26 protein-coding genes and 4 pseudogenes are annotated in these 24,958 nt (G+C 68.0%); 17 read left to right on the top strand and 13 right to left on the bottom strand.

What is annotated here, in order from left to right:
* Positions 1–414: 414 nt before the first annotated feature.
* From ADL34_RS23905 to ADL34_RS23890, 4 genes and pseudogenes are all read left to right on the top strand, one after another.
* On the top strand, positions 415–693 hold the full coding sequence (locus ADL34_RS23905; RefSeq protein WP_062673729.1) for a hypothetical protein: 279 nt from the start codon (positions 415–417) through the stop codon (positions 691–693).
* 374 nt (positions 694–1,067) lie between these two features.
* Positions 1,068–1,424 carry a PRC-barrel domain-containing protein gene (locus ADL34_RS23900; protein ID WP_030950091.1) on the top strand — a complete coding sequence of 119 codons (357 nt, stop codon included), beginning with the start codon at positions 1,068–1,070 and terminating at the stop codon, positions 1,422–1,424.
* A 39-nt stretch (positions 1,425–1,463) separates the two neighbouring features.
* Entirely contained in the window at positions 1,464–1,700 is a 237-nt protein-coding gene (locus tag ADL34_RS23895) for an ANTAR domain-containing protein (RefSeq protein ID WP_063892359.1), read from the top strand.
* Between the two features lie 170 nt (positions 1,701–1,870).
* Positions 1,871–2,648: pseudogene (locus ADL34_RS23890) on the top strand (sigma-70 family RNA polymerase sigma factor).
* A 52-nt stretch (positions 2,649–2,700) separates the two neighbouring features.
* Here ADL34_RS23890 and ADL34_RS23885 read toward each other — a convergent pair.
* From ADL34_RS23885 to ADL34_RS23850, 9 genes and pseudogenes are all read right to left on the bottom strand, one after another.
* Complete coding sequence (locus ADL34_RS23885) at positions 2,701–3,417, bottom strand: GAF and ANTAR domain-containing protein (RefSeq protein ID WP_062673730.1); 717 nt, start codon at positions 3,415–3,417, stop codon at positions 2,701–2,703.
* A gap of 79 nt (positions 3,418–3,496) precedes the next feature.
* Positions 3,497–4,186, bottom strand: coding sequence for an ANTAR domain-containing protein (locus ADL34_RS23880; protein WP_234375097.1), 690 nt, complete (start codon positions 4,184–4,186; stop codon positions 3,497–3,499).
* A gap of 61 nt (positions 4,187–4,247) precedes the next feature.
* Positions 4,248–4,919, bottom strand: coding sequence for a hypothetical protein (locus tag ADL34_RS23875; RefSeq protein WP_234375096.1), 672 nt, complete (start codon positions 4,917–4,919; stop codon positions 4,248–4,250).
* Between the two features lie 640 nt (positions 4,920–5,559).
* A pseudogene (locus tag ADL34_RS23870) lies at positions 5,560–6,758 on the bottom strand (PP2C family protein-serine/threonine phosphatase).
* Between the two features lie 267 nt (positions 6,759–7,025).
* Positions 7,026–7,190, bottom strand: a complete 165-nt coding sequence (locus tag ADL34_RS36805; RefSeq protein WP_234375095.1) for an STAS domain-containing protein — start codon at positions 7,188–7,190, stop codon at positions 7,026–7,028.
* On the bottom strand, positions 7,181–7,336 hold the full coding sequence (locus ADL34_RS36800; protein ID WP_234375094.1) for a hypothetical protein: 156 nt from the start codon (positions 7,334–7,336) through the stop codon (positions 7,181–7,183). Before ADL34_RS36800 ends, ADL34_RS36805 begins: the two co-directional genes overlap by 10 nt.
* A 141-nt stretch (positions 7,337–7,477) precedes the next feature.
* Positions 7,478–7,726 (bottom strand): hypothetical protein, encoded by a 249-nt coding sequence (locus ADL34_RS23860; protein WP_062673821.1) that lies wholly within the window; start codon positions 7,724–7,726, stop codon positions 7,478–7,480.
* Between the two features lie 10 nt (positions 7,727–7,736).
* Entirely contained in the window at positions 7,737–8,441 is a 705-nt protein-coding gene (locus tag ADL34_RS23855) for a DUF5994 family protein (RefSeq protein WP_062673734.1), read from the bottom strand.
* Positions 8,442–8,484: 43 nt separating this feature from the next.
* Positions 8,485–8,829, bottom strand: a pseudogene (locus tag ADL34_RS23850) (hypothetical protein); the annotation flags it as partial.
* Between the two features lie 501 nt (positions 8,830–9,330).
* Between ADL34_RS23850 and ADL34_RS23845 the strand changes: the two are divergent.
* Both ADL34_RS23845 and ADL34_RS23840 read left to right on the top strand, forming a co-directional pair.
* Complete coding sequence (locus ADL34_RS23845; RefSeq protein ID WP_062673736.1) at positions 9,331–10,332, top strand: acyl-CoA desaturase; 1,002 nt, start codon at positions 9,331–9,333, stop codon at positions 10,330–10,332.
* Between the two features lie 48 nt (positions 10,333–10,380).
* Positions 10,381–10,779 (top strand): DUF5994 family protein, encoded by a 399-nt coding sequence (locus tag ADL34_RS23840; protein ID WP_062673738.1) that lies wholly within the window; start codon positions 10,381–10,383, stop codon positions 10,777–10,779.
* Between the two features lie 471 nt (positions 10,780–11,250).
* Here the strand turns inward: ADL34_RS23840 and ADL34_RS36795 are convergent.
* A pseudogene (locus tag ADL34_RS36795) lies at positions 11,251–11,570 on the bottom strand (IS5/IS1182 family transposase); the annotation flags it as partial.
* Positions 11,571–12,008: 438 nt separating this feature from the next.
* Here ADL34_RS36795 and ADL34_RS34430 point away from each other — a divergent pair.
* The 5 genes from ADL34_RS34430 (at position 12,009) to ADL34_RS23815 (ending at position 17,501) form a co-directional block, all read left to right on the top strand.
* A complete protein-coding gene (locus ADL34_RS34430; protein ID WP_079042921.1) occupies positions 12,009–13,286 on the top strand; it encodes an ice-binding family protein in 1,278 nt (425 codons plus the stop codon).
* A gap of 376 nt (positions 13,287–13,662) precedes the next feature.
* Entirely contained in the window at positions 13,663–14,205 is a 543-nt protein-coding gene (locus tag ADL34_RS23830) for a DUF5819 family protein (RefSeq protein ID WP_234375093.1), read from the top strand.
* 34 nt (positions 14,206–14,239) lie between these two features.
* Positions 14,240–15,340: an HTTM domain-containing protein gene (locus tag ADL34_RS23825; protein WP_400094467.1), complete on the top strand. Its 1,101-nt coding sequence runs from the start codon at positions 14,240–14,242 to the stop codon at positions 15,338–15,340.
* 1,227 nt (positions 15,341–16,567) lie between these two features.
* On the top strand, positions 16,568–16,969 hold the full coding sequence (locus ADL34_RS35085) for a thiol-disulfide oxidoreductase DCC family protein (protein WP_079034447.1): 402 nt from the start codon (positions 16,568–16,570) through the stop codon (positions 16,967–16,969).
* A gap of 97 nt (positions 16,970–17,066) precedes the next feature.
* A complete protein-coding gene (locus tag ADL34_RS23815) occupies positions 17,067–17,501 on the top strand; it encodes a hypothetical protein (RefSeq protein WP_062673740.1) in 435 nt (144 codons plus the stop codon).
* Between the two features lie 4 nt (positions 17,502–17,505).
* Here ADL34_RS23815 and ADL34_RS35080 read toward each other — a convergent pair.
* The 3 genes from ADL34_RS35080 to ADL34_RS23795 all read right to left on the bottom strand — a co-directional run bounded on the left by ADL34_RS35080 (position 17,506) and on the right by ADL34_RS23795 (position 21,460).
* Positions 17,506–18,436 (bottom strand): IS5 family transposase gene (locus ADL34_RS35080; RefSeq protein ID WP_402546799.1). Its coding sequence is split into 2 segments (ribosomal slippage): positions 17,506–18,102 and positions 18,104–18,436, totalling 930 coding nucleotides; the frame shifts between segments, so codons are not numbered across the junction.
* 883 nt (positions 18,437–19,319) lie between these two features.
* Positions 19,320–20,363, bottom strand: a complete 1,044-nt coding sequence (locus ADL34_RS23800; protein WP_062673743.1) for a fatty acid desaturase family protein — start codon at positions 20,361–20,363, stop codon at positions 19,320–19,322.
* Between the two features lie 290 nt (positions 20,364–20,653).
* Positions 20,654–21,460, bottom strand: coding sequence for a hypothetical protein (locus ADL34_RS23795; protein ID WP_062673826.1), 807 nt, complete (start codon positions 21,458–21,460; stop codon positions 20,654–20,656).
* 178 nt (positions 21,461–21,638) lie between these two features.
* Between ADL34_RS23795 and ADL34_RS23790 the strand changes: the two genes are divergently transcribed.
* The 6 genes from ADL34_RS23790 to ADL34_RS36425 all read left to right on the top strand — a co-directional run bounded on the left by ADL34_RS23790 (position 21,639) and on the right by ADL34_RS36425 (position 24,603).
* Positions 21,639–22,073, top strand: a complete 435-nt coding sequence (locus ADL34_RS23790) for an Asp23/Gls24 family envelope stress response protein (protein ID WP_062673745.1) — start codon at positions 21,639–21,641, stop codon at positions 22,071–22,073.
* 36 nt (positions 22,074–22,109) lie between these two features.
* Entirely contained in the window at positions 22,110–22,337 is a 228-nt protein-coding gene (locus ADL34_RS23785; protein WP_062673747.1) for a hypothetical protein, read from the top strand.
* Positions 22,334–22,780 (top strand): hypothetical protein, encoded by a 447-nt coding sequence (locus ADL34_RS23780; protein ID WP_062673749.1) that lies wholly within the window; start codon positions 22,334–22,336, stop codon positions 22,778–22,780. Before ADL34_RS23785 ends, ADL34_RS23780 begins: the two co-directional genes overlap by 4 nt.
* The gene (locus ADL34_RS23775; RefSeq protein WP_062673751.1) at positions 22,777–23,469 is read left to right on the top strand and encodes a DUF6286 domain-containing protein; all 693 of its coding nucleotides are present in this window, start codon (positions 22,777–22,779) and stop codon (positions 23,467–23,469) included. Before ADL34_RS23780 ends, ADL34_RS23775 begins: the two co-directional genes overlap by 4 nt.
* Before the next feature lie 10 nt (positions 23,470–23,479).
* Entirely contained in the window at positions 23,480–24,073 is a 594-nt protein-coding gene (amaP, locus tag ADL34_RS23770) for an alkaline shock response membrane anchor protein AmaP (RefSeq protein ID WP_062673833.1), read from the top strand.
* A gap of 359 nt (positions 24,074–24,432) precedes the next feature.
* A complete protein-coding gene (locus ADL34_RS36425) occupies positions 24,433–24,603 on the top strand; it encodes a hypothetical protein (RefSeq protein WP_199835623.1) in 171 nt (56 codons plus the stop codon).
* Positions 24,604–24,958: the final 355 nt, after the last annotated feature.

Below are 24,958 nucleotides of genomic sequence, written 5' to 3'. Positions count from 1 at the left end.
GGAGTTGAAGCGGGAAGGATCAGCGCGTACATGTGTACCGCCTGGTGTGGGACGCGTGCGATACGGCGGGCAGCAGATCGGTGCCCGCCCGGGGCACATCGGGGTGCGACCGGGATCGCGTGACGAGGGGCGCGTACGGGAACGGCCTCGCTCGTGACGTGGCGGGTTGCGGCGCCGATGTGCAGGGTGGCCCTCTGGGGACGGCGTTGGCGGTGCGACGCTGCCGGGGGCAGGGGCGGCATGACGCATGCTAGCCCTCGCCGCAGTTCCCCGACAGGTGTCAAGCGGTCATCCATGCCGCACAGGACGCGCTGACGTCGCACGGTATCCGCAACCGTTCGGCAGGACTACGCTGTGGGTTGAGGCCCCAGTCCCCGGTATCGATGCTGTGTCCCGCTCCCGGGGAGGCCCACCGTGTTCGTGCTGCTCCTCATCCTCATCGTGGTCTTGTTCGGCCTCGGCTTCATCAGCCCCATCTGGTGGGTGGCTGCGGCCGTGTTGGTCTTCGGCGCCACCCGGAACGGCCGCGAACGCGGGGGAGGCTGGATCCGTGGCGACGGTTCCGATCTCGGAAACTATCGGGACTACCAGGTGCACCGGGATCGTCAGGACCGCTGGGACCGCCGCTACAGCCGTCAGCACCGGGCGCGCTGGCGGCGCGAGGACCGTCGGGACCGCGAAAACCGCAAGTGATCCGTGGAGTGGCCCGGGAGCCTGAGGTTCCGGGGATGGCATCAGCCCGGCCGGACGCGTTCTGATCGTTGAGAGGTGTATGCCGTGCAGCGCACACGTGGGATCCAAGAGGAGTGGTGGGATCTGCGGGCCGAGGCCACGTGGGGGAACGCACCTGTGGGACGGGATGTCGCCGCACTGCGCGCAGAGAGCGGCCAGCTGCGGCAGGCGCCGGCCGGCCGTGCGGTCATCGACCTGGCCCGCGGCATGCTGGGCAGTGCGACGCCGAACTTCCGGAGGTGGCCGCGGACCTGGTCGCCGCCTGGGAGGGCAAGCCGCTCCCCTAGCGGATGCAGCGTACGCGGCGAGGCGGGTCGTCCGAGTAGGGAGAGGTCATGATTCACGCAGCCGACGTCCGAGAATGGCGCAACCGCGATGTCGTCGACACCGAGTCGCACAAGATCGGTGTCCTGGAGGCGGTCTACGTGGACACCACCACCGATGAGCCGGCCATGGCCACGGTACGGACCGGGCTGCCCACCCGGCACCGTCTGGTCTTCGTCCCTCTCGACGACGCGATCGTCGGGCCGGGCTATCTCAGGGTCGGCTATGTCAGAACGCTGGTGAAGCAGGCCCCTTCGATCGGCACCGACGACGTGCTGCCTGCCGAGCAGGAGGAAGCGGTCTTCAAGCACTACGGACTGCCCTACAAGCCTGGTGCGGCCGGCGAACGGCAACTGGCGCGCCGCTGACGACTTGTGGACGGGATGACTGCCCTGTGAGGTACGGCCATGCACCAGGTGACCCCGCCCCGTGAGGAACACCGGCTGTTCACGGCTGTGCCTTCGGCGGGTTCCAGCGACAGGGCCTGGGACGTGCTGGTGGACGTGTCGCAGCGCTGCAACACCAAGCTCCGGGACGTGGCCGCCGCCCTGGTCGCCACGACGACGGACGAGGCACTCCCGGAACCGATACAGCGGGAGCTGCGCCGAGCACTGAGGCGCCTCCACGAAGCGGACCCGAGTTGACGGCGCACGGGGCCGGCGGACGGCATCGGGAGCGGCGAACTCAACTCTCCGGTGCCTTCGTCCAGGACGGCCGTCGGACGCCTGTGCTGTGCAGCCCGCCCGTGGGAGCAGTTGTGGCTGCTCCCCAGTGCGCTGCGGTCCGACGGCTCCCACGGTGAGCGACGCCACCGATGAGGAGACCCGTGCCCATGCCGTATGCACGTACCCAGAGGCCACGAGGCGCACACCCCTATGACGACGCCCCGGACACCGATGCCGCGTTCCGCCGTATCGCCGCCCCGCCGGACGGCCCGGAGAGGACCGCCCTGAGGCAGGAAGTGGTGTGCGCCTGGGCTCCTCGAGCAGGTCGCCCGACGTCTGATCAAGGCGGTGACCCGTTTCGACCCGAGCCTTGGCAACGCCTTCCCGAGCTTTGCCGTACCGACGATCCTGGGCGAAGTGAAACCGCACTTCCGTGACCACCTCTGAGGTGTGCACGTACCGCGACGGGTACAGGAGTTGAGTACCCAGGTCCGCTCCGCCGGCCGTGAGTGCGCTTCGCTCTACGGCCGCGAACCCTCCGTCCACGACATCGCCGTGCACACCGGCCTCACCGAGACGGAGGTGCGGCTGGGCCAAGAGGCGATGCGGAGCTTCACCTCCCTGTCCCTGGACGCCTTACCCGGTCGCTCCGAGCACAGCCACCCACTGACCGACACGGTCGGTGGCACCGAGCCCGGCTTCGACGTGATCGTCAACCGTGAAGCCCTCCGCCCGCTGCTGAGTGCCCTGCCAGAACGCGAACGGCAGATCCTCTACATGCGCTTCTTATGCGAGATGACGCAGGACCGCATCGCCCTGCAGCTCGGTCTCTCGCAGATGCACGTCTCCCGGCTGATCATCCGCACCTGTGCGCGCCTGCGCGACCAGATGATGGCCGAGGCCCACGATCGCAGGAGGGCAGGGTGACGATGCTCGGGGGCACGGGCAGCGCCGGAGCGGGCCCCGGCAAGGGCGTGGGTCAGGACCCCAGACCGGTGAGGGGTTCCGAGCCGTCGATGAGGGCGCGGGACACATCGGCCAGGCGCCGGTTGTGGGAGCGGGCGTAACCGCGCAGTGCGGTGAACGCCTGCTCCATGTCGATGCCCTGGCGTTCGGCGAGTTTCCCTTTGGCCTGTTCGATCAGTACCCGGCTGTTCAGCGCCGTCTGCAGTTGTTCGTTGAGCACCGTGCTGCGCTGAGCGGTGCGTTGTTGCAGCAGGCTGATGGTGGCGACGTCGGCCAGGGCCTGCGCGACGGGTGCGGCGGCCGGGTCGAAGGGTCCGGGGGTCGTGCGGAAGAGGTTCAGGGCGCCGACGACCTCGTCCCGCAAACGCATCGGCAGGGTCTGGACCGCCCCGAACCCGCTGCGCTGGGCCGCCACCGCGAAGCGCGGCCAGCGGGCGGTCACCGTGCCGAGGTCGGAGACGATCACTGGTGCGCCGGTGCGGAAGCACTCGAGGCAGGGGCCCTCGTCGTTCTGCAGCTGGAAGAGCTCCAGCAGGCGCACTTGTTCGTCGGAGGCGGCCATGACGCGGAGTTTGCCGTCCCGGTCGGCGAGCAGTACCCCGGCGGCGCTCACGTCGAGCATGCCGACGCAGCGGTCGGTCAGCAGGCGCAGAAAATCGATGAGGTCGAAGTCGGCGACCAGATTGTCGGCCAGCTCGACGAAGGTCTTGGCCAGAAGCTGTTGATCCATCGTGGGCACCCTCGATTGAGACTAGTCCCTGCCCGAGGGGACGGGAAGTAGGGCACATTCCTTGGCCGTGACCAACGCGTCAGGGTTCCTCCGCGGCCTGATCCGGCTCCGCGTCCGGGGTGAAACGAAGCCGTCGGGCCACCACGTCGGCGGCCACGTCGGCGAGCCGGCGCCCCTGCGCATAGGCGTGGGCGCGGAGCCGGACGAAGGCTTCTTCGATGCCGACTCCGAGCTGAACCGTGAGCATCCGGCTGGCCTGGTCGATCTCCGCCCGGTACGCGCCCAGGTCCCCGAAGCTGCGGTCCGGCATCGGCCCGACGGCCCGCGCGCCCGCATCGTCGATCCTGGTATCGAGCAGGAGCAGTGTCGCGAGATCGGCGAACGCCAGTGCGTCGGCCAGTTCCTCCGTGCCCAGTACGGTCGGAATGTTGGCGTACAGGTCCAGAACTCCCGGGCTGATCGCCCCCTTCTGCAGGGGCAGCGAGAACACCGCGCGGGCTCCGGCCTCCAGGGCCGCATCCGCGAACACGGCCCAGTGATCCTGAAGTTCGGTGGTGAGCAGATCGGGTGTGAGGACGGCCGAGCCGCGTACAAAGGCGTCCACGCAGGGCCCCTCACCCAGCGTGAGCTGGAGCTCTTCCAGTTGCCCGCTGATGTCGTCGGTGCTGTACAACGGATGGCTCGCCGCGATTCGGGACATCGCCGACAGCCCGGCCCCGCTGACCGGCAGCGCGGCTACGGCCGCGGTGCACACGTCCACCACACTCACCCGGGCACCTCGTCGGACCGCCTGCTCGGCCACCAGCATCCGAATGCGGGCCGACCGCCTGTCAGGCCCCACCCGGGCCACCGTCTCCCGGCATCGCGACAAGGCCCTCCAGCCTCGCCGTGGTGCGTTCCCCGAGGGGAAACACCAGCGCGCGGAACGTGGCGGCGCCCAGTGGCCTGCGCAGCTCTCCGATGTCCAGCCACCCCCAAGAGCGGAGCACAGCGAGGGTCGGGCGATCGGCCCGGTCCACCAGAGTGGCGCCGAGCGATGCCTGATGGTCGGTCAGCAGCCGCTCCTGCACGCGATGGGCGAGTTCCCGGCTCTGCGGGTGCGGCCGGATCAGGATGTCGGCGAACGCGAAGACGCTGCCGGTCACGGTGAGTTGCCCGACGCTGCGCGGCAGTATTCCTTCGAAGCCGAGCCACCATGAGCCGTCGCGGCGTACCGGGAATCCGAAGGCGCATCCCATCAGGCCGTCCGTCTCGGCGATCACCATGGCGAATTCAGGCCGGCGTATGTCCGTGATGAGGCGGTTCAGGAAGTTCTGGCGGCTGGGACGGCGGTACGGATCACCCGGCGGCGTTGCGCGGGACTCCACATACAGCCCCGCCAGATCCTCACGCAGGTCCTCCACCAGCCAACGGCTCAGCCGACGCAACCGCACCGGAGCCATGGCTGAGGGCTCGCCATCCCCTGGCTTCCGTGTGTGTCCCCGCTCTGGTTCGGCCTTCATCGCACACCTCCTGGAAGAACAGGCGCAAGTGGGACAGACCAGTGCGGCGGGGCCGGAAGGGGCGCGGCCGGGGTGTCGCCGAGGGGAGGCGGCAGGTGGCCGAACGGAGGGCCGAGGAGCTGGAACCCGCGGCCGGCGAGGTCGAGGATCCGCCCGCTGCAGTCGCAGAAAGCCACGGTGGTGCAGTGGGCGGTGGGCTGTGAGAGGGGCATGACGCCTCGGTTCGGAAGACCATTCGCCGACGGGCACCCGGGGCCGGAGTTCCGGCCCCCTGGGCGCCGCTCCGGCAGGGGCGTGTTTCGGCGGAGGCAGAGCAACGGTCGGTCCGACAGCCTGCGCAGCAGGACAGAGGACCCACCCAGTTCCCTCCAGGGATGCGCCGGGTGACAGACGAAGAGTCCGCACCCCGCAGCCATCTGTGCTCAGTAACAGCGTGCCGCCGGGGTCTGGGACGTCTGTACGACACAGTAGTCGTCAGGTCGTGTGACGGAGGGTCCGAAGCCGCCCAATCCCAGGATATGGACGGTGCCGGCTGAGGTCGGGGGCGCACCGGCGACAGCCAGGGGCGAGTGCGTACCGGGGTTGGGCAGCAAGTGGGTCCCTGTTGCGTCGGCCCGTCTTCGGTGGTGCGGTTGTCGGCTCACTCCAGAAGCAAGAGGTGGTCGGCGGCGCCCCCTCGCCATTCGATCATGAAGAGGGTCGCGTCGTCGGTGGTGCGGCCGCCCCGTTGCTGCTTCAGGGCGTGGGAGAGTGAGCGCACCACTGCTCGTACTCCCTTCGCTGTGTGTTCGATGCGGTTGACCCAGTGGATGAGTTGTTCTTCGCCGAATTGTTCTTCGCCGGCTTCGTGCTCCTCGATCAGGCCGTCGGTGAAGCACAGCACTCGGTCGCCGCGTTGGAGCATCTGCCCGCCGATCCGGGGCTCTTCACCGCCGAAGCCGACGGGCAGGGTGGTCGGGCCTGCCAGTTGCCTGACGACCCGGTGGTCGCGGATCAGCAGTGGTGCGGGATGGCCCGCGTTGACCCACTGCAGGTGGCCCGTCGCGATGTTCAGACGCATCATCTGGGCGGTGACGAAGTGGTCGGGCCCGAACTGCTCGGCGATGGCCCGGTCCATGAACGCGTAGATCTCGGACAGTCCGATGTCGGCACGTCGGGCGTGCCGGTAGGCCCCGACGGCGACGGTCGCCATTGTGGCGGCATCCAGGCCGTGGCCCATCGCATCGACCATGGCCACGTGCAGGATGTCCTCGTTGAGGGCGTAGTCGAAGCTGTCGCCCGCGACGTCGTAGGCGGGCTCCAGGATTCCGGCCACCGCGACCTGCGGGACGGACATCGCCAGCGGCGGCAGCAGGGACCACTGGATCTCCGCGGCCACGCTCATCGGTTCACGGCGCCGGGCGCGAAAGAACTGATCGGTGTAGCTGTGCTTGGTGACCAGCATGTCGGCGACCAGACCGGCGAGCCTGCGCAGCAGCCGCCGGTCGTCGTCATCGACGGTGTCCAGGGTGAGGGCCATCACGCCCTGCCGTCCAGCAACGGCAGGTACATCCGGACGCCGTCGGACTGCGGCATCTCGACAGTGGCCGCGTGCAGAAAGGCTCTCCCGGCGGGAGAGTCATCGATCGGCTCGGGCTCGCCGACCAGCAGCCGCCGACCTGACAGCGGCACCAACACCAGCTGGGCGTAGTCCTGCAGCAGGATCGAGACGTCGCGGCCACCGACCCTGGCCACCTCTTCCGCGATCAGCGGGGCGATCAGCTGCGGCGGCATCTCGTGTGCCCGGTCCAGCAGCACCCCCAGCAGGCGCTCACCGAACCCTTCCGACCGGTCCAGCATGCCCTCGTCAGGTCGGCGCTCACCTTCCGCCACAACCGCACCCCATCGGCGTCGTCGAAGCTTCGGCCGCCGTGTCCATGCTCACCTCGTGCCGCGAGTCCAGCGCCCGCACCGACACACGGGCTCCTGACACGACCGCGATCAACCCGCACAGAGTGACGCGGCCAGTCACCCAGGACAGCCCATTACGCCGAAGAACGGCATGTCACGCATGATCAGAGAAGATGGCTCTCCGCACCGCTGTGCACGACATCTGTCCCGGAGCCGTCACAGGAGCAGAAGATCGGAGCCGGTCTCCGCGAGGAGCCGTGCGGTCTGCGGGGACGGGTAGTGCAGCCGCAGGGACGCGTGGGCCCCGGCGGCGAGCCGCGATGCGTCGAGGAAGACACGCAGGCCGCTGCTGTCGCAGCGGCCGACGGTGGTCAGATCCACGTCGATGGTGGTGATGCCTCATGCAGGCACCGCTCCAGAGCGGCGCGCACCTGGGGCGCGGTGGCCGGGTCGATCGAACCGGCCAGGATGAGCAGTGCCCGCCTGGCCCGGTCGTGCCGGTAGATGTTCAGCTGCGGAAGAGTCATGACGCCTCGGTTGAGATGCCTCGGTTCATGGGGCCCGGCCGCTCCTCGCGCGGTCCATGGCCCGAGTGCACGCGCTCGCGCACGCGTTGGTACGAGCCGAGTCGACGGTCTGTGCCCGCGGCCGGTGGGGGAACCGGCTGGTCACTTGTGGTGAGTGGTACGGCTGCGGCGGCGGCGCGGTGGGAAGCGCCCGCGGCCCCCGTCGCGGTGGTCCCGCCGTTCGCCGGGGGTGGGCGACTCGGACCGGTCCGGTGCCACCGGGGGCTGCGGCATGCCCCGGCCGCGGCGGCCGGGCAGGGGGGAGCTGTACCGGTGCACGGCGATTCTGTCGGTGTGCTGGATGTTGAGCCGGTGGATCACGTATGCGGCGGCCGTCAGGAAGGTGTTCATGGCGGCCACCTCACATACCGATGATCAGTCGGCTTGCCCGGTCGGGCGGACTGGTCTGTCGGGGAACGGTTGCGGACACCGCGGAGGCGCCGCCCTCGTACTCCCATGCCTCGTCCGGACCCAGTGAATGGTCGGCCGCCAAGACGCCGTGCCGGGCCTCGTCCGCGGCGATGAGAGCGCTCGCGGTCAATGGCGGGCCGTCGTAGTCGGACGCGGCAGCCATCAGCCGGGCCGCCGACTCCGCCCCGGTTTCGGGCGGGATGATGAGCAGGTCCCAGCGGCCGGTGCCGTAGGAGAGCAGCAGCAGCTTGTGCGGGTCGATCTCCGGGGTGAACCAGCCGACCTTGACGATGTGGCCGTCCACGGGAACCTTGCGGGGGATGACCGGCCAGTGCTTCGGGTTGACGGCGATGCGGGTGATGCGGCCCCACAAGGGGTCCAACACGTCGGTGAGCGACGGAAGTTCGCTCAGCAGATCCCGGGATCGGGGCCACCAGGCCCCGTCCAGGAGTCCGCGGGAGGTGCCGTCGGTCTTCAATGCGAGACGCGCGGCCGGGGCTGCGACGGGCTCCGGGTGCGGCAGGGTTGCGTGCAAGGTCGCCGACATGATGCGGACCCGTCTCCGGGCCGCCTCTGCGGCGGCCCGGGTTTCATCTTTCGCCGAGAACGACCCGACGTGGAAGCCGGTGTGCGAAATGCCCTCGGTACTGTCCACGGTACTCCGCGCAACGCCGCAGCGGGGGAGCAGTGGCCGCCTGGATGTGGAGCAGCCGCTGGGTGACCTCCCGGTACCGCCTCAGCGCGAGCCGGAGTTCCTCGGACTGCGTCCCGGGATCCCGGTCCTGCCAGCCGGCGCGCAGGACACGCCGTCGTTCCGCGAGGGCGTTCACGAGCTGGGCGGTGGCTTCGTCATAGGCGCTCTCGGCCACTTCCGGCGCCTCGAGCGGGGTTTCGGCGAAGATGTTGAGGGCGTGCCGGAGGTGCTGGGCGATCTTGTCCTGTTCGTCCGACGGGAGCAGCGGCTCCGGGTCCGGGCTGCGGCGTTCGGCGGGGCGCCGGGTCTGGCCCGCGGGCTGCTGGACGCGTGTCTGGTCGTACATCATCGGGGGGCGCTTCCGTTGCGCCTGCAGGCGTCCTTGGTCTTCTCGACGGCCTGTTCAGGCTCCCGGAAGCCCGGTCGGCCCTGCCCCGGGGTCGCAGTCGCCTGTTGCGGGTGACCCGGCCGAGCTCTTCCGTGATCCTGCCCTTCATCGTCTGCGCCTGGTTCCTGATGGTCCGTGAAACGGTCATGGCCGGCCTCGCTGTTGTCCGGTGGATGGTTCTCGCGGGGGCTGGGCGAGGCGGGAAGGCGGAATGCTTCGCCGTGTGTTCCGGAGTGGCATGGCCCTGCACCGTGCCGCCAGTGAACGTCCGGCAACGGTCGGTGTCAACGCGGCGGCCACGCGGTCCGGCCCGCCTCGTCCCGGAGCGTGCGGGAGTACCGTGGAGGAAGCGAGGGCTCTTCGTATGCCGCTGTCCGAACCGGCCCCGTTCTCGCGACTCCCATCTCATGGGCAGCCCTTGACCCCGGCCGCGCCATCCGCATCCAGGCCGAGGAGCCACGTATGTCGCGCAGTCCGACCACGTCCAGGACGGTCACACCGTCGGACCCCGCCCCGCCGCCCCAGGGCTACGACGGGACGTCCCCTTTTCCACCGGACGGACCGGCGCCCGCGCGCGACGGCGGTGAGCGTCTGTACGTCACGGTGACGGCGGTGATCGTCCTCCTGCCGTTCGTGGCGATCGGTCTCGCCGGCTGGCTGCTGTGGGGCAGTCTCATCCATCCCGCCGACATCGTGCTCGCCCTAGTCCTCTACACGATCACGGGTCTCGGCGTCACGGTCGGCTTCCACCGTGGCCTCACCCACGGCGGCTACCGGGCCGTCCGTCCCGTGCGGATCGCGCTCGCGGTCGCCGGCTCGATGAGTTTCCAGGGTGACGTCATCGGCTGGGTCGCCACCCACCGCCGCCATCACGCCTTCACCGACCGGCCGGGTGACCCGCACTCCCCGTACCGCTACGGAACGCACCTGCGCGGCCAGTTGCGCGGACTGCTGCACGCACATGTCGGCTGGCTGTTCCGCAACGACCGCACGCCCGCCGACCGGTACGCCCCCGACCTGCTGGCCGACCGCGACATCCGTGCCGTCGCCCGCGCCTTCCCGGCGCTGTGCGTCCTCACCCTCGCCCTGCCGTTCGCGGTGGGCTGGGCCATCGGCGGTACGTGGCTGTACGGCGTGACGGCCCTGCTGTGGGCGGGACTTGTGCGCATCGCGCTGCTTCACCACGTCACCTGGAGCGTGAACTCCCTCTGTCACATGATCGGTGAGCGCCCGTTCCGCACCCGGCGCCACGACCGGGCCACCAACCTGTGGCCGCTGGCCCTGCTGTCGTTCGGCGAGAGCTGGCACAACCTCCACCACGCCGACCCCACCAGTGCCCGCCACGGCGTCGACCGTGGCCAGCTCGACCCCTCCGCCGCCGTCATCCGCCTCCTGGAACGCCTCGGCTGGGTGTACGACGTGCGTTGGCCCACTCCGGACCGCGTGGCGGCCCGCCGCGCCTGACACCGGTCACTCATCTCCTCCGCCGCACGGCAGTCGACAGGAGCTTTCATGACCACCGCGCTGCAGCCCCCTCCTCCCTCTCGTCCCCTTCTCCGTCTGCGCCTGGCTCCCCACGGCGGTATGCCCCAGCCCATCGACGGAGCGTGGTGGCCCCGTTCGTACGACCTGCTCGCCGAACTCCCCCGGCTGCTCGCCGGATTGCCGCGCGCATGGGGCCACATCACCAGCGTCACCGTCAACGGAGCGGCGTGGCCCGCGGTGCCCGGCCGGATGCTCGTCTTCAACCAGGTCGTACGACTGCGCAGGACCATGACGGCATCCGCCCCGCACACCATCGTCCTGCTCGCCCCTGGCCGCGGGCGCTGGGACCTGCTGGTCGTCCCTCCGGATACGACCGAAGAGGCCGCAGAGCCGCTCATGGCGGCCGCGGCACATGGTCACGCCTGATCCGGCCTGCCATGGCAACTGGCCACTCACACCTCGCCGTTCACCAGCCCGTCCTCAGCGCACGCGCACTGAGATGGTCACACTGGCGCAGACGACGCCAAGCCGTCGCCCGCCGCTGTCACAATCAGCGGCGGCTGCACACGATCGAGGGGCGGCCCGGGAAAGAGATCACAGGCTGGCCATCGGCCCTTCTACACTCGCCCAGACCGCCCTTGAACAGGGAAAACGTCAAAGTGCTGCTGGAGTACTAGTAGCCGTTTCTCATACTGTCTGCGGCTCGCGCGGCTCTGACTGCGGCTTGATGGAGCGTCGACGCATTGTCAGCAAGCCCCACCAGGTCCTGGGTGGCATCGGCGAGGGTGCTTGCAGTGTCCTGTAGATGCGACAGCCTCTGAGCCGCTTCAGCTAGCAAAAAGGCGGTGCCCTGGAGGTGGGCGAGCCCGTTAGAAGACCGGCTCAGCGAATTCATACGCCGGCGACAATGTAGATGGTGCCCTTGCGTCTCCGGAGGGCCGGCGAGATGGCCACCAGCGGTGCCAGATGATCGAGGATGCGGTCGACCGGCGGACTTCGAGATCCCGCCAGCGGTGCCACCCGTCGCAACGTGATATCGGTTCGCCAGTACGTCGCTACCGACAACACACGGTCGGCCAGGAGCCGTCGCCAGGAGTGGCCGCTGGAAGTCGCCGACGTGCCGACGCCACCAGCCCGGCGAACTGTAGCTCGGTCAGCCAGGAGAAGGGTTCGATCCACTCGGGATCATCCGCTGGGATACCAGCCGACGCACCCATCTGCCCCACCGGAAACGGGAGACCTCTATTCGTGTTCCGGAATGCGGAGCCGAGTGTTCGGATGCGTGGGCGAGCCGCCATCCGGGGGAATTGTGCTGCCATCTGTTTCAGGTTAATGGAAAGTACCTCCCGGATGAGGAAGACTGCTGCCTCCTGTGAGGGCAAGTGCCATCTACCTAAGGGCCGGGAGGCGAAATCGAATCTGGAATGGCTCGCTGCAAAGACGCCCATTCAGCCCAATATTTGATACCCTCCTTAACTCGCATCGAGTAACTCCGGCAACATCACCCGATGAATCATCGCTTCCGGTGGATGCCTGCGTAAGATCCGCCCACAGAAGAGGCGATTCCGTTGACGAGGAACGCCGGATGTCACCACCCCACGGGAGTTGACCCCTCGATGAGACTGAGTATTTCCGATGCGTCGCATCGGAGCACAATGACGGCCTGGATCGCGGGGGTACTAACCCTGCTGGTTGCGTTGGCCGTTGTGGCCGTCACACCTACACGGGCAGCTGCCGTTGCAACGGCAGTGGAACTGGGAACGGCGGAAAGCTTTGCTGTACTGGGTGGCTCCGCGGTCACCAACACCGGCCCTACGGTGATCAACGGAGATCTCGGAGTGAGTCCGGGGTCGGCCGTCACCGGATTCCCTCCCGGAATTGTCAACGGGGCTACGCATGTCACGGATGCTGTGGCTGCTCAAGCGCAGAGTGACCTGACCACTGCGTACAACGATGCGGCCGGCCAAGCGCCGGATGTAACGTTCCCCGACGACCCTCCGGTGGAACTCGGTGGTCGGACGCTGACTCCAGGCGTATACAACGCCCCTGTCAGTGCCGCTATTACTGGCACGCTCACCCTGGATGCTGAGGGCGACCCCGACGCCGTCTGGGTGTTCCAGGTCGGTTCGACGTTGACGACGGCATCCGCCAGCCAGGTTTCCCTCATCAATGGCGCCTCGCCGTGCAATGTGTTCTGGCAGATCGGAAGCTCGGCCACCCTCGGAACCAACTCCGACTTCGTGGGCACCATCATGGCCTTGACCTCTATCAGCGTCACTACGGGGACGAACATCGAGGGCCGTGCGTTGGCCCGCAACGGCGCCGTGACGCTGGACAGCAACGTGATCACCCGACCGCTGTGTGAGGGCGACACGACCACGACCACGGGTGACGACGCTGCCGCTGTGACCACGGGTGACGACGCTGCCGCTGTGACGACGGGTGACGACGCTGCCGCTGTGACGACGGGTGACGACGCTGCCGCTGTGACCACGGGTGACGACGCTGCCGCTGTGACCACGGGTGACGACGCTGCCGCTGTGACGACGACGGGTGACGACGCCGCAGCTGTGACGACGGGTGACGACGCCGCAGCTGTGACGACGGGTGACGACGCCGCAGCTGTGACGACGGGTGACGACGCCGCAGCTGTGACCACGGGTGACGACGCCGCAGCTGTGACCACGGGTGACGACGCCGCCGCCGTGACGACGGGTGACGACGCCGCCGCTGTGACGACGACGGGTGACGACGCCGCCGCTGTGACCACGGGTGACGACGCTGCCGCGACGACGGGCCACGACACAGGTGGTCCTGGTGACCACCACCCCGGGAAGCCGGGGAAGCCCGGGAAGCCGGGGAAGCCCGGGAAGCCCCACCACTACGGGTCCAAACCCCCGTGGCACAAGATGCACACACACACCACTAAGTGAGTTCCCCGTAGTTCGGCGGGAGTGACGAGTTGCGCTGGATCTCCTTGCCGGAGCGTACGCAACTTGCTCATCTTCACCCGCGAGTAAGGGGTGGCGCGCAGCGGATCGTCGTCGATGCCGTCGTGCGCCACCCGCGGAATCAGTAGTAGCAGGTGCAAGCAGTCGCAATGGGAAGGACCGGGTGGGTGGGGTCGTGCTGATCGGTGTTGAGTCGACAAATACGAGGGATTCGCAGCAGGTTGGCGCTGAGTCTGCAGCGGAGAACGGTGGACTGCGTGGCACTCGTGAAAATCCAGGGCCATACCGCCTACTGACCGCTGGAACGGGAGTCGCGGTTGCCTTGTGCCTAGCAGTGACCCTGGTCCATCTTGTCCTGGTGTTTCTGTACGTGGCGCCCTCGAACGCCATCTCCAAGGCATACAACCAGCAGATTAACGCGTGGGTCCGGCCCTTGTTTTCGCAGAACTGGCGGCTCTTCGCCCCGGAACCGCAATCCGTCAACCGGCAGATCTCGGCGAAGGTGGGGTACACAGCGCCGAACGGTTCCAGGCGAGTGAGCGGCTGGATCGATCTGAGCTCCATGGACGATTCCGCCGTTAAGCACCACGTCTTTCCCAGCCATACGGCACAGAACATGCTGCGCCAGGCGTGGAATTCCTACCTCAAAACGCACGGCAGCGACGACCAGCCATACTCGGATCGGGCTCGCCTGATTCAGAAGTATCTCCAGAACATCGCAGTGGACCGTGTCACAGCTCAGCGGGGCGGCACCTTCGACTTCATCCAGCTACGGGTGACCACGCTGCCCATCGCCGCTCCGCGCTCGGCGGATGGCTCCCGTGCTGCCGCCGCGGCACCTGCGCCGGCCGTGATCCGGTACCTGCCCTGGTGGAAGGTGGATTCCCGTGAATCAGAGTGAGAAGGCACCGACCATGGGGGCAACAGCGCCCCGAGTGACCACGAAGCAGGCGGCCGTGCACCTGCTTCAGCGCGGGTTGGATCGGATCCACGCTTTCCTCGTGCTCCTGACTGAGCGGACGGTCTCCTTGTACGCGGCGGCGATGCTACGCATCGGGTACGGTCTGCTTTACCTCGTCTTCCTGCTCCGGGAGTTTCCACACCGCGAGGAGATGTGGGGCCCCGGTTCGCCGTGGACACCCGAGCTGGCCCGACTTATGTACGACCAGAGCGGATGGGCCAGCGTCCTTCTCCTGTCCGACAGTCAGGCGTACTTCGAGGTCTGTTACGCCGTTGCTCTCATCACGTGTGCGCTGTTCGTGCTGGGTTGGCGCACGCGTGCGGTATCCGTGCTGTTCGCGGTCGTGGTGGTGTCGTTCCACGGCAGGGCGATCTACATGGCGGACGGCGGGGACAACCTCATGGTCCTCATGGCCGTCTATCTGGTCTTCACCGCGTGTGGGCGTCGCTGGTCCCTCGACGCGCGCAGGGCCCGGTGCAGGGCTGCGACCGGCAAGGTGGCAGATCCCCGCGGGACCGGTCTCCGGCACCAACTTGGCGATGCGCGCTCCATCTTGACCACCGTGCTGCACAACTGCGGGATGTTCGTCATCGCAGCCCAGGTCTGCTTCCTCTACGGATGTGCGGGCCTGTACAAGGTGCAGGGTTACAAGTGGGCCGACGGCACTGCCCTCCACTACATCCTGAACATCGACCTGTTCCGTCCCTGGCCTGAGTTGTCCCAGATGATCGACGGCAACCACGTACTGCTCACTGTCGTCGGCTATATGACGGTGCTCGTGCAGGTCGCCTTTCCCTTCGTCCTCTTCAGTAGACTTAAATACCCTGTCCTCATCCTTTTGCTGGGTATGCACGTGAATATCGCGGTGCTCATGGGACTGCCGCTGTTCTCCGGCGCAATGATCGTCGCCGACGCCGTATTCCTCCCGGACCGCTTCTACCGGGCCGTGGAACGGCAATTGCGGCGTACCGTCCGACGAGCAGGCGTGACCGGAGCGGAAGCCCATCCCGGGACGGCATCTGCCGCGCTGCCACTGCAACCCGTACCAGTCGGCGACACTCACTCCCCAGGCTGATCCTGTAACCCTCTTGGCCCGCCATGAGCAACAGGGTTCTTTTGTTCCGGCTTGGTCCGCACCCTCGGAGAGGGCCCGGCCCCGTAGTTTCACTCGTAGGGGCTTCTCGGGGATCTCCCAAGCGATTTGATGCACTTCCAGCCCGGGGATCAAGGTGTCAGTGCGGACGATGGTGGCGTCGATCTGGACCAGCCAGTCGATGTCGCCGACCGCGTCCGCATTGGCTTGGAACGAGTAACTCCCGGTCTTGGTCGGTGAGTTCATGACGACGTTCCACAACGTCGTGATCCACCAACCGGATGATCTTTGAAGGCGGACGATAAGGGCTCGCAGCGAAGTAACTTGTGGGCTCAGCGGCTTGACTTCCCAGGTCAGCGCTCCGCGCACCCGCATGATGTTCTTCTGCGAGCCCTAACGAGCTTGTGCATGATAGGCGGTGAGGCGCAGAGCTCGCGTTCGTTGATCACGGTCGTGTGGTGGGGAATGTGTCTCGTGCAGTGATCACCAACGACCGGAGGATCACGGGGGCTGCCGGCCGGAGTGATCGCTGAACTCGTGGCCGAGGCGGGCCCGTTGTGGCACGAGCTGCAAGAAGAACGCGCCCGACTGGTACGAGGAAATGTACGAGCGGCAGCGCAAGGCGCATTCCTCGCGGCGCATCCGGGCCGAGCACGGCATCGCTCACCTGAAGAACTGGCAGGCTCTCGCATGCCACCTCGGCTGCCGCGAGCAGATCAGCGACATCGTTCAAGCCGTCACAGGACAGCTGTCCCATCAGCAGACTGCAGACCTGGCTCCGGCAGGGCAGAGGTAAACACCGAGCCCTACCGAAGCTCTCGACGTCTCACCGCCTACCGTGCACGAGGTCGTTAGGGCCCGCAGAGGAACAACTTGCGGTGCGCGGAGCACTGACCTGGGAGTCAATCCGCTGAGCCCACAAGTTACTTCTCTGCGAGCCCTTAGGCCTGCACGGCTCGACGCCTAGTTTGGAGAACGATTGAAGGGAAGGGAGGGGTCGTCGGGTCGCACGACCCCTCCCTCTCGCCGACTGCGAAAGTGCCGACTCTCGGAGTATGTGGTCAGTGCCGGGGCTGGGCAATTCGGCTCGCCGTGCGGTGACCTGTTGCGGTCGGACCCCCGAAGCCGCGGAGATTCGTAAAATGACCCGTCGGAGCGGTACTGGTAAGCCTGCTTCGGCAGAATGCCTCGGTGAGGCAGGATTGCTCTATGCAGACCCTACCTGTGCTGGTTTATGACGGTGACTGCCGTTTCTGTACAACGTCAGTGACATTGCTCGAGCGCATGCTGCGGCTCGACTGCTCCATCACTCCTTGGCAGTTCGCGGACCTGGCTTCTCTCGGTTCCACTCAGCGGCGGGCCGAGTACGAGTTGTTGTGGATCACGCCCACAGGGGCTGTCTACGGCGGCGCTCAGGCGGTCGCCAAGCTGTTGCTGAGGGCAGGTAGGGGGTGGGCTGTTTTGGGTGCGCTACTCACCCTGCCGCCCATGCGTTGGGTCGCTCATGGTGCCTACAGGACCGTCGCGAACCACCGTGACCGTCTGCCAGGCGGGACCTCGGCCTGTGCCCTCCCCGCAAGCCACCGACCAGGCCGGACACCTCCCGCCTAATGCCCGTGTAAGGCAAGGTTTGCCGTGTCGTGATGCGTTGCTCGGTTAGGACTTGTCCGGCCGATCATGGTTGTGGGCAGTCGGGCATGATGCCCGGGTGAGCATCATCGTGAAGTTCTTCGTGGCACCGGATGACACGTCAGCGGCTCTGACACTCCAAACCGGGCCGGGACGGGCATTCGAATCGCTCTCCTTCGGCAACTTCGATCCCGAGGAGGCAGTGATCGAGTGGGAATGCCTTCTGGCCGGCGGCAGCTTCGAGGAACTCGTCGATGCCGGTGAGCCTCGCATCGTCGCCGGCCAGGACAACGACGGGTGCGTCGTCTTCGCGATCTCGCCTCGCCTGTCCACTGCTCTCGCGGATGCCGGGCTCTCCAGGTTGCGGGACATCGCCGCCTCATGGGCTCAGCTGCGCGCGGAGGATGGCGAGGCCATCGACACGGAGATCGCCCAGGCGATTGTGGGTGAGCTGGCTGGTCTCGTCAGCACCGCCCGGCGCCAGGATCACGGCGTCTACTGCTGGGTCGCGTAGGAGTTCAGGTTCGGAGCCAGATGGCGACGACCGCCGCGGTGGCGGTGCCGAGGAAGATGTAGCCCCGTTTGTCGTAGCGCGTGGCGACCGCCCGGAACTGCTTCGGGCGGTTGATGGCCCGTTCGACGGCGTTGCGCTTCTTGTGGCGGTCCTCATCGAAGCCGGGCGGTCGGCCACCGCGTGCGCCTTTGCGTAGGCGGGCCGCCTGGCTGTCGGATTTCTCCGGGATGGTGTGTCGGATTCCCCGCCGTCGCAGGTACTCGCGGATGGGGCCGTTGCTGTAAGCCTTGTCGGCCGCGAGGCTGTCCGGCATCTTGCGTGGCCGTCCCAGGCCAGGTCTGGGCGCTCGGATCTTTTCAAGGACCGGCTTGAACTGGGTGCAGTCTGCCCGCTGACCTGGAGTGACGATCAGGGACAGTGGGCGGTAGCGGCCGTCCGCGCTCAGGTGGAGCTTGCTGGTGAACCCGCCCCGCGAGCGACCCAGGCCCTCACCTCCAGCACCACCTCCACCAGGCGGGCGACGAGACTTTGCCACGGCGTCTCGTCCTGGTGTTCCATCCCTGCGGCCCCCTTTGATCCCGGGCCGGAGGCGGGTCGGTGCAGGCGCCGGCTGCGTGCTGATGACCGCGGACGATGGTGGAGTCCACCGAGATGTCCCAGTCGATCTCGCCGGCGGCGTCGGCCGCGGCCTGGACCTGCTGGAGCAGACGTTCCCAGGTTCCGTCGGCCGACCACAGGCGGTGGCGTTCGTAGACGGTCTTCCACGGCCCGAACCGTTCGGGCAGGTCACGCCACTGCACCCCGGTCCGCACGCGGTGCAGAATCCCGTCGATCACCTGCCGGTGATCCCGCCACCGGCCACAACGCCCGATGCTCACCGGCAGGAACGGACGCAGCCGTGCCCACTCGGCATCACTCAGATCGCCCCGCCCCATGCCCACTGCAACGACTCGGGCACGGAGTAGTCACATGATCGGCCGGACAAGTCCTAGCTGCGCAGGCAGCATGACCGGGTGATCCGATTGCCGACGGCCTTCGCTCAGCAGGTCAACCAGCAGTCGTCCGCGGCCTGACATGCCGCAACATACGAAGCCACCGCCTCCATGCCCCGTGCGCCAGCGGAGAGCAGTCCTGAGATGCCGTACCTCAAGGGAACGTGATCCTTGATTCCTGCTGGTCAGGCATGGTTCCGATCGGGCTGAGGGAGGCATTGCGATGTCTTGTGTCCGCTTCATGGTCGAGGGGAGCGCGGTGGTGTCCGTGCGGGGAATGCTGGACGAGTGAGAGGCGGCTGCCCGGATGCGGGTAGAGGGCTTGCGGGAGGAAGCCGCGCGGCTGGCCGAGGCGTTAGAGGCTGCGGAGATCGAACGCGACCGGCGGGTGATCGCGCGGGAGGAACTGGTCGAGGCCCTGGCAGTTGCTGCGGCCGAGTTACGATCTCCAGCGTCTCCATGCCGGACGCTGCCAGGATCTCCCTGTCCTCGTCTCGCCGTGAGGGCGCTGGGAAGAGCGCGCGCGTTACGGTGCACCCAGAGGTCGTTGAGGTCGCGATAGCTGTTCAGCTGACCATTGAAGGGTGCTGGCGGCCAGCTACGGTCGTCGTGGTTGCTGTACTCGCTGCTGTACCGCAGAGATCAGGGCAGCCGCTCGGCCTGGTCGTACTCGGCTGCCTCGGAGCTGGGCTGTAGCTCACCTGTGGCGTGGGATCGCTCGCTCGCTGTCGACGCTGCTATGTACCGGTTGGCGCACGGCCGTGAGCTCGCACAGAGCCATGGCGCCGTCGTCCTCACGACGAGTCGACGGCAACCTAGCGCCTCTCTAGGCGGCGACGTGGGCGTGCCTGAGCGGTGCTCCGGCCTGATGGAGACTGGTGAGGGCCAGCCGGTAGGAGGTGATCAGCCCGGTCTCCACGTAGTCCACGCCCAGCTCCTCGCAGTAGCGCCGGACGATGGTCCGGGCCTTGCGCAGGTTGGGGCTGGGCATGCTGGGGAACAGGTGGTGCTCGATCTGGTGGTTCAGTCCGCCCAATGCGATGTCGGTGAGTCGGCCGCCGCTGACGTTGCGCGAGGTGAGCACTTGGCGGCGCAGGAAGTCCGGGCGGTCTTCGCCGGTCAGGATCGGCATGCCCTTGTGGTTGGGCGCGAAGAGGGAGCCGAGGTAGACGCCGAACAGGCACTGGTGGACGGCGAGGAAGGCGATCGCCATGCCGGGCGGCAGCAGCCAGAACAGGACGCTCAGATAGACGACGAAGTGCCCGAACAGCAGCGCCCCGTCTAGCCCTCGGTGCTTCAGTGAGCGATTGGCCAGCGCCTTCATGCTCGACACGTGCAGGTTGAAGCCCTCCAGCGTGAGGAGCGGAAAGAACAGGAACGCCTGCCAGCGGCCGATCAGGCGGGGGAGCCCCTTGGCGGCCCGGGCCTGTTCCTGGGACCAGACCAGCAGGTCGGGGGCGAGGTCAGGGTCGAGTTCCGCATGGTTGGGGTTGGCGTGGTGGCGGGTGTGTTTGTCCTGCCACCACCCGTAGCCCATCCCGATACCGGCACCGGCGATCCGTCCGGACACCTCGCTGGCCCGGCGTCGGCGGAACACCTGGCGGTGGGCCGCGTCATGGGCGAGCAGGGCGACCTGGCCGAAGACGACGGCCAGGAAGCCGGCGACGGTCAGCGTCCACCAACTGTCACCTATGAGCGCGACGGCGGCCCACCCAGCGACATAGAGCGCGGCCACCACTGTGATCCGCACTGCGTAATAGCCGGGACGGCGCCCCAGCAGGCCGGCATCAGCGATCTTTCTCGACAACCGGGCAAAGTCACTGCCGGACGTCTCCGAGGGCGGGGGGCGGACCGTGGTGTTTGTGGTCATGTTGCTGAAACTCTCTCCGAAGGAGGCAGATGGTCAGGCGCCGCCTCGGGAGTTGCTGAGACCGGGCCACAGGCAGGGGTGCGCTTCCGCCGTTGCGGATACACATCGCGCGACCGCGGAGCTAGGACGACGTCTGCTTCGTCTGTCGGCGGCAGCGCACACCCTTCGTCGGCATGCGGGTTCCCTGCCAGGCAGGTCTCACACCGCGGCAGGACAGGGCTGGCGGAGCGGTCCGCGCACGCGCACGTCAAGGGAAGAATCGGGGACGGCCGATGAAGGGGACCGGCTGATCACTGAGGGGCACTCATCACGGTGACCGGCGAGGTCCGTCGCCAGGCCGCGGTTTCCGTGATGAGGGCGGCGACGGTGACCGGGCCCGGGGCGTCTGTGGTGGCTGCATAGGCCACCGCCACCCGGACGGCGCGGGCGACTTGCAATGGATGGTGTCCGGGGGCGACCGCGAGGTGAACCTCGATGTGTCGGCCGGGTGGATCATCATGGTCCTCCACCCTGACCGGGCGGCTGCCCAGCACGGCGGTGAGGTGGGCGACGCCCGGCACACCCGCTGCGATGTCCGCCAGCTCCCCGACGAGTCCCCGCATGGACCCTGTTCCGGTCACCGGGGGCGAGCCCTGCGCGGCCGCGGCTTCCGGCGTGGGCCTCATGGCCGTCGCCGCGGTCGGAGACGTCATGCCCGCCTCCGGAACCTCAAGGAGATCCGTTACGCGCATGTCAGCCGTCACCGTGGCCAGCCCGAGCCGTTCAGCGGCCGCGCCCAGCAGCGCGCTCCTCAATTCGTCGGCGGTCTCCGGCAGCGGCCGCACGAGGGATGCGGCGAAGGCGGCATCGATGGTGAGCGGGCCAGGCGGTAGCGCGCTGGCCGGCGGACGGACGGCCGGCTCGGACACGGGTTGGAGCGGCGTCGACCCGATGCGCAGGGACTCCAGTCGGACACCGGGGACCTCGGCGGCAGTGCGCCCGAGGGCCTGGACGGCCGCTTGCTCGGTGATCCACGTCCCGTCGTGGGGCCCGCCGAGCGGGAGCAGCCGGCCCAGGCCAAGCTGGCTTCGTACTGCCTGCGTCCACGCTTTGGTCACCGGCCTCTCTCCCTTCTTCTCCACGGCCGCGGTTCTCTTCGCGGCGCTCTGCCCGGGGGTGTCCTGCGCAAGCTCGGGGGCCACCCTGCCTCACGCTCTATATTCGGGCAAAAGGCACTAAAAAGACTATAATCCGAGTGATGAGTGCTCTGTGGCCTCGCGAGGGAGGAATATCCCGATGACTGAGAACACCGGCGTCAGGCTCGGCGCTGCGCCCGGTTCTCGCGGCCGGACGACCATCGCCGATGTGGTGGTGGAGAAGATCGCCGGAATGGCGGCACAGGATGTCCGCGGCGTCTATGCCCTGGGCAGCGGATTCGCCCGCTCGATGGGATCCATGCGGGAGCGGATGCCCGGCGCCGGCAGCGGCAAGTCCGCCACGCGCGGGGTGAGCGTCGAGGTCGGAGAGCTGCAGGCGGCCATCGATCTGGAGCTCGTCGTCGACTACGGCGTCTCGATCACGGACGTGGCCGCCGCGGTGCGGGAGAACGTGATCTCCGCCGTGGAGCGGATGGCGGGTCGGGATGTCGTGGAAGTCAACATCACGGTCAGCGACGTGAAACTGCCGGACGACGAAGAGGACCAAGGGGAGGAGCGGCAGCGGATCCAGTAGCCGGGGCGGCAGCCCGCTTGAGTGAAGGAGCGCGTAATGAGCAGGGCCGTGGTGGGCTTGATGGCCGGAATGGCGCTGGGGTTCGCCGCGTATTTCGGTGACTTCTGGGCTTTCCTGGTGGTGCTGGTGCTGGGCCTCGTCGGTCTCGTCATCGGGCGGTTCATGGAGGGGGATCTCGAACCGGGCGACTTCGTCCGTCGCCGGGACCGGCAGGATCGGATCCGTGACGACCGGCGACAGGCTCGGGGAGACTGGCGGCGGTGAGCGGCGAAGCCGATGAGCGCCCAGGTGTCCCCCGCGGGGAGCGCGGAGCGACCGCCGTGACCGACCGGGTCGTCGCGAAGATCGCTGCCCGGGTGGCGCGCGAGACGCTGAGCCGGTTCGCCGACTCGTCCGGCCACGTACCCCCCGGCCGCCGGGCGCCGCACGTGAGCACTTCCGTACGGCAGGCGCCGGAACGGACCGGCGCGGCACGGGACGCCGAGTCCGCCGCCGGACTGCGGGCGGTGCTCGGCGAGGCACGGCTGCACATCACCGTCGAGCTCGGCTACCCGTCCGACATCGGCGAGCAGTGCGCCGCGGTGCGCCGGGAGGTCACCGAACGGGTCAGGGCATGGGCCGGCATGGAGGTGTCCGACCTCGCGGTATCGGTCGAGCGGCTGCACTCGGCTCACACGCGGCATACGGACCGGGAGAGGGTGAGATGAGCGCGAACGCCTCGCGGCAGCCGGCCGGCGGCAGCGACCTCTCCTCCGGCCCGGGACAGACGGCGGCTCCGCCCGCCGACGGCACTCCTGGGGCGGCCGAGGGCGCGACGAAGGCGATCGACGGATCAGGCCGGGCGGCGCGCCGTTTCTGGTCGTCGCGGCGGATTCCCGCGGCCCTGGCAGCCCTGCTGTCCGCCGCGGCCGTCGGACTTCTCCTGTACGACGTGATCGCGGTGCGGGCGGGCCGCACCGCGATGGAATGGCGGCGGCGGCTCGCCGAGGAACTGGCCACACGGCCCCTGGACGACGTCTGGATGATCGTCGGGGCCGCGGTGGCAATGGCCCTCGGCCTGTGGATCTTCCTGCTGGCGGTGACGCCGGGACTGCGCCGGCTGCTGCCCATGCGGCGGCCCACCGGCATCCCCGGGACGGAGGACGTCCGAGCCGGGCTCGACCGCCGCGCCGCCGCCCTGGTTCTGCGCGATCGGGCCATGCAGGTGCCCGGCGTCCAGTCGGCACAGGTCGCCGTCGGCCGCCGGAAGGTGAAGGCCCGGGCCCAGGCGCATTTCCGCGGTCTCGAGGAGGTCCGCGCGGATCTGGACGCCGAGCTGGGCGAAGCCGTGGCGTCCCTGGGCCTGGCCCGGCAGCCCGCCCTGGCCGTGCGCGTCCGGCGCCCCAAGAAGGGCTGAGGTGATCCTGATGCTCAAGACGGTGAACCGGGTGCTGCTCGGGCTTCTCGGCCTCGGACTGTTCGCCCTGGGCGGCGGCGTGCTGCTGGGCGCACTGGATCTGCAGCGCCACTGGAATTTCGACGTGCCGGGCTGGTGGCCCTTCCGCGGGCCGGACGACGTGGTGCTGGGCGCCTGGGGACGCACCCGGTGGCGGCAAGAGGACTGGTGGTGGCCGACCGTGATCGCGGTGCTGGCCGTGCTGCTGGCCCTGCTGCTGTGGTGGCTCCTCGCGCAACGCAGACACCGCCTGGACCGTGTCCTCGTCGACAGCGGAGACGGCGCGCCGGCCCGACTCGACGGCCGCACACTGGAGAACGTCATCGAGGAAGAGGCACAAGCCCTGAACGGGGTCTCGCGGGCTCATGTCCGCCTGACGGGCCGACGTACCGCTCCGACCGCCCGCGTGCGGCTGCTGCTGGAGCCTCACGCCGACCCGGCGCGGGTTATTGGGCGGCTGAGCCGCGAAACACTCGCACACGCACGGGACTCGGCCGGCCTGGACCGCCTCCCCTCGAAGGTCCGGCTCCGGGAAGCCCGCCACCGCGCCAAACGCACCGCCTGAGATCCCTAAGGCCGAAGCCCCGTGGGGGTACCGGCTGCGAGGCGCCCAGGAGTCCTGGAATCCGAGCGTCCGGGCACGCGGAGGATCAAACGAACAGCATGCTGCCTGGCGCACTCGCTTTCCTGACGGCGCGCTCGAAGAAACCGGCCGGTTGTCGTCGGCATCGTCCTGAGAACTTTGGGGTCGGTGGGGCACGCGGTCGGCGGACGCCGCCTCCACTCTGGTGGCGACCTTGTGCGCCGGAGCCGCCACGTACCCCTCCTCGGCCGACGCGACATCGAGCACAGGCACAGCGTGTCCTGCCGTAGCCGAGAGAACACATAGATTCCGCACGGTTCCTTCCCACGAGGCACCCCGTCATGGTCCCCTTCCTGATCCTGCTCATCGCCGGAATCGCTCTGGTCGCCATCGGCGCGGCCGTCGACGGCATGCTCTACCTGATGTCCATCGGCGTACTGCTTCTGATCGTCGATCTGCTCTACCTGGCGGCCCGCTCCATCTGGCGCTCCACCCGCCGCCCGGCCCGCTGACCGACTCCCGAAAGCCCGGACCAGCCCGGGCCTGACAGCACAACAGCCAGGCGCAAAAGGCAGAGTGTTTGCGCCGGGAATGGGAAGGAGTCAGAGCGGGAGGGAGGACAGGAGACAACCGTGACCGTCCTCGCGATCTTTCTCCTTATCATCGGGACGCTCTTGGTCCTGATCGGGGCGCTTCTGGTCCTTATTGGCACGTTTCTGATCGCCATCGGGATGGCCTTGATCCTTACGGGGGTGGCCCTGATCGGCGCGGGCACTTTCTTGCTAATACGGAGACTTCTCGGCCGTGATCGAACACGATCTCACTCCTGGTGACCCTTTAGGCGGCACCTCAGCACAGCCACACTGA

This window comes from Streptomyces sp. NRRL WC-3605, from assembly GCF_001509795.1.
Lineage (GTDB): Bacteria > Actinomycetota > Actinomycetes > Streptomycetales > Streptomycetaceae > Streptomyces > Streptomyces viridochromogenes.
Note: the sequence above shows the minus strand (reverse complement) of the source record. Positions and strands in the feature narration are given on the sequence as shown.

Coding starts and splice junctions, on each gene's coding strand:
- ADL34_RS36425 (WP_199835623.1), top strand. CDS start 24,433: ATGGTCCCCTTCCTGATCCTGCTCATCGCCGGAATCGCTCTGGTCGCC.
- ADL34_RS23775 (WP_062673751.1), top strand. CDS start 22,777: ATGAGCGCGAACGCCTCGCGGCAGCCGGCCGGCGGCAGCGACCTCTCC.
- ADL34_RS23790 (WP_062673745.1), top strand. CDS start 21,639: ATGACTGAGAACACCGGCGTCAGGCTCGGCGCTGCGCCCGGTTCTCGC.
- ADL34_RS23840 (WP_062673738.1), top strand. CDS start 10,381: ATGACCACCGCGCTGCAGCCCCCTCCTCCCTCTCGTCCCCTTCTCCGT.
- ADL34_RS23875 (WP_234375096.1), bottom strand. CDS start 4,919: ATGAAGGCCGAACCAGAGCGGGGACACACACGGAAGCCAGGGGATGGC.
- ADL34_RS23900 (WP_030950091.1), top strand. CDS start 1,068: ATGATTCACGCAGCCGACGTCCGAGAATGGCGCAACCGCGATGTCGTC.
- ADL34_RS23860 (WP_062673821.1), bottom strand. CDS start 7,726: ATGAACACCTTCCTGACGGCCGCCGCATACGTGATCCACCGGCTCAAC.
- amaP (WP_062673833.1), top strand. CDS start 23,480: ATGCTCAAGACGGTGAACCGGGTGCTGCTCGGGCTTCTCGGCCTCGGA.
- ADL34_RS35085 (WP_079034447.1), top strand. CDS start 16,568: ATGCAGACCCTACCTGTGCTGGTTTATGACGGTGACTGCCGTTTCTGT.
- ADL34_RS23885 (WP_062673730.1), bottom strand. CDS start 3,417: ATGGATCAACAGCTTCTGGCCAAGACCTTCGTCGAGCTGGCCGACAAT.
- ADL34_RS23895 (WP_063892359.1), top strand. CDS start 1,464: ATGCACCAGGTGACCCCGCCCCGTGAGGAACACCGGCTGTTCACGGCT.
- ADL34_RS23845 (WP_062673736.1), top strand. CDS start 9,331: ATGTCGCGCAGTCCGACCACGTCCAGGACGGTCACACCGTCGGACCCC.
- ADL34_RS34430 (WP_079042921.1), top strand. CDS start 12,009: ATGACGGCCTGGATCGCGGGGGTACTAACCCTGCTGGTTGCGTTGGCC.
- ADL34_RS36800 (WP_234375094.1), bottom strand. CDS start 7,336: ATGACTCTTCCGCAGCTGAACATCTACCGGCACGACCGGGCCAGGCGG.
- ADL34_RS23785 (WP_062673747.1), top strand. CDS start 22,110: ATGAGCAGGGCCGTGGTGGGCTTGATGGCCGGAATGGCGCTGGGGTTC.
- ADL34_RS23800 (WP_062673743.1), bottom strand. CDS start 20,363: ATGACCACAAACACCACGGTCCGCCCCCCGCCCTCGGAGACGTCCGGC.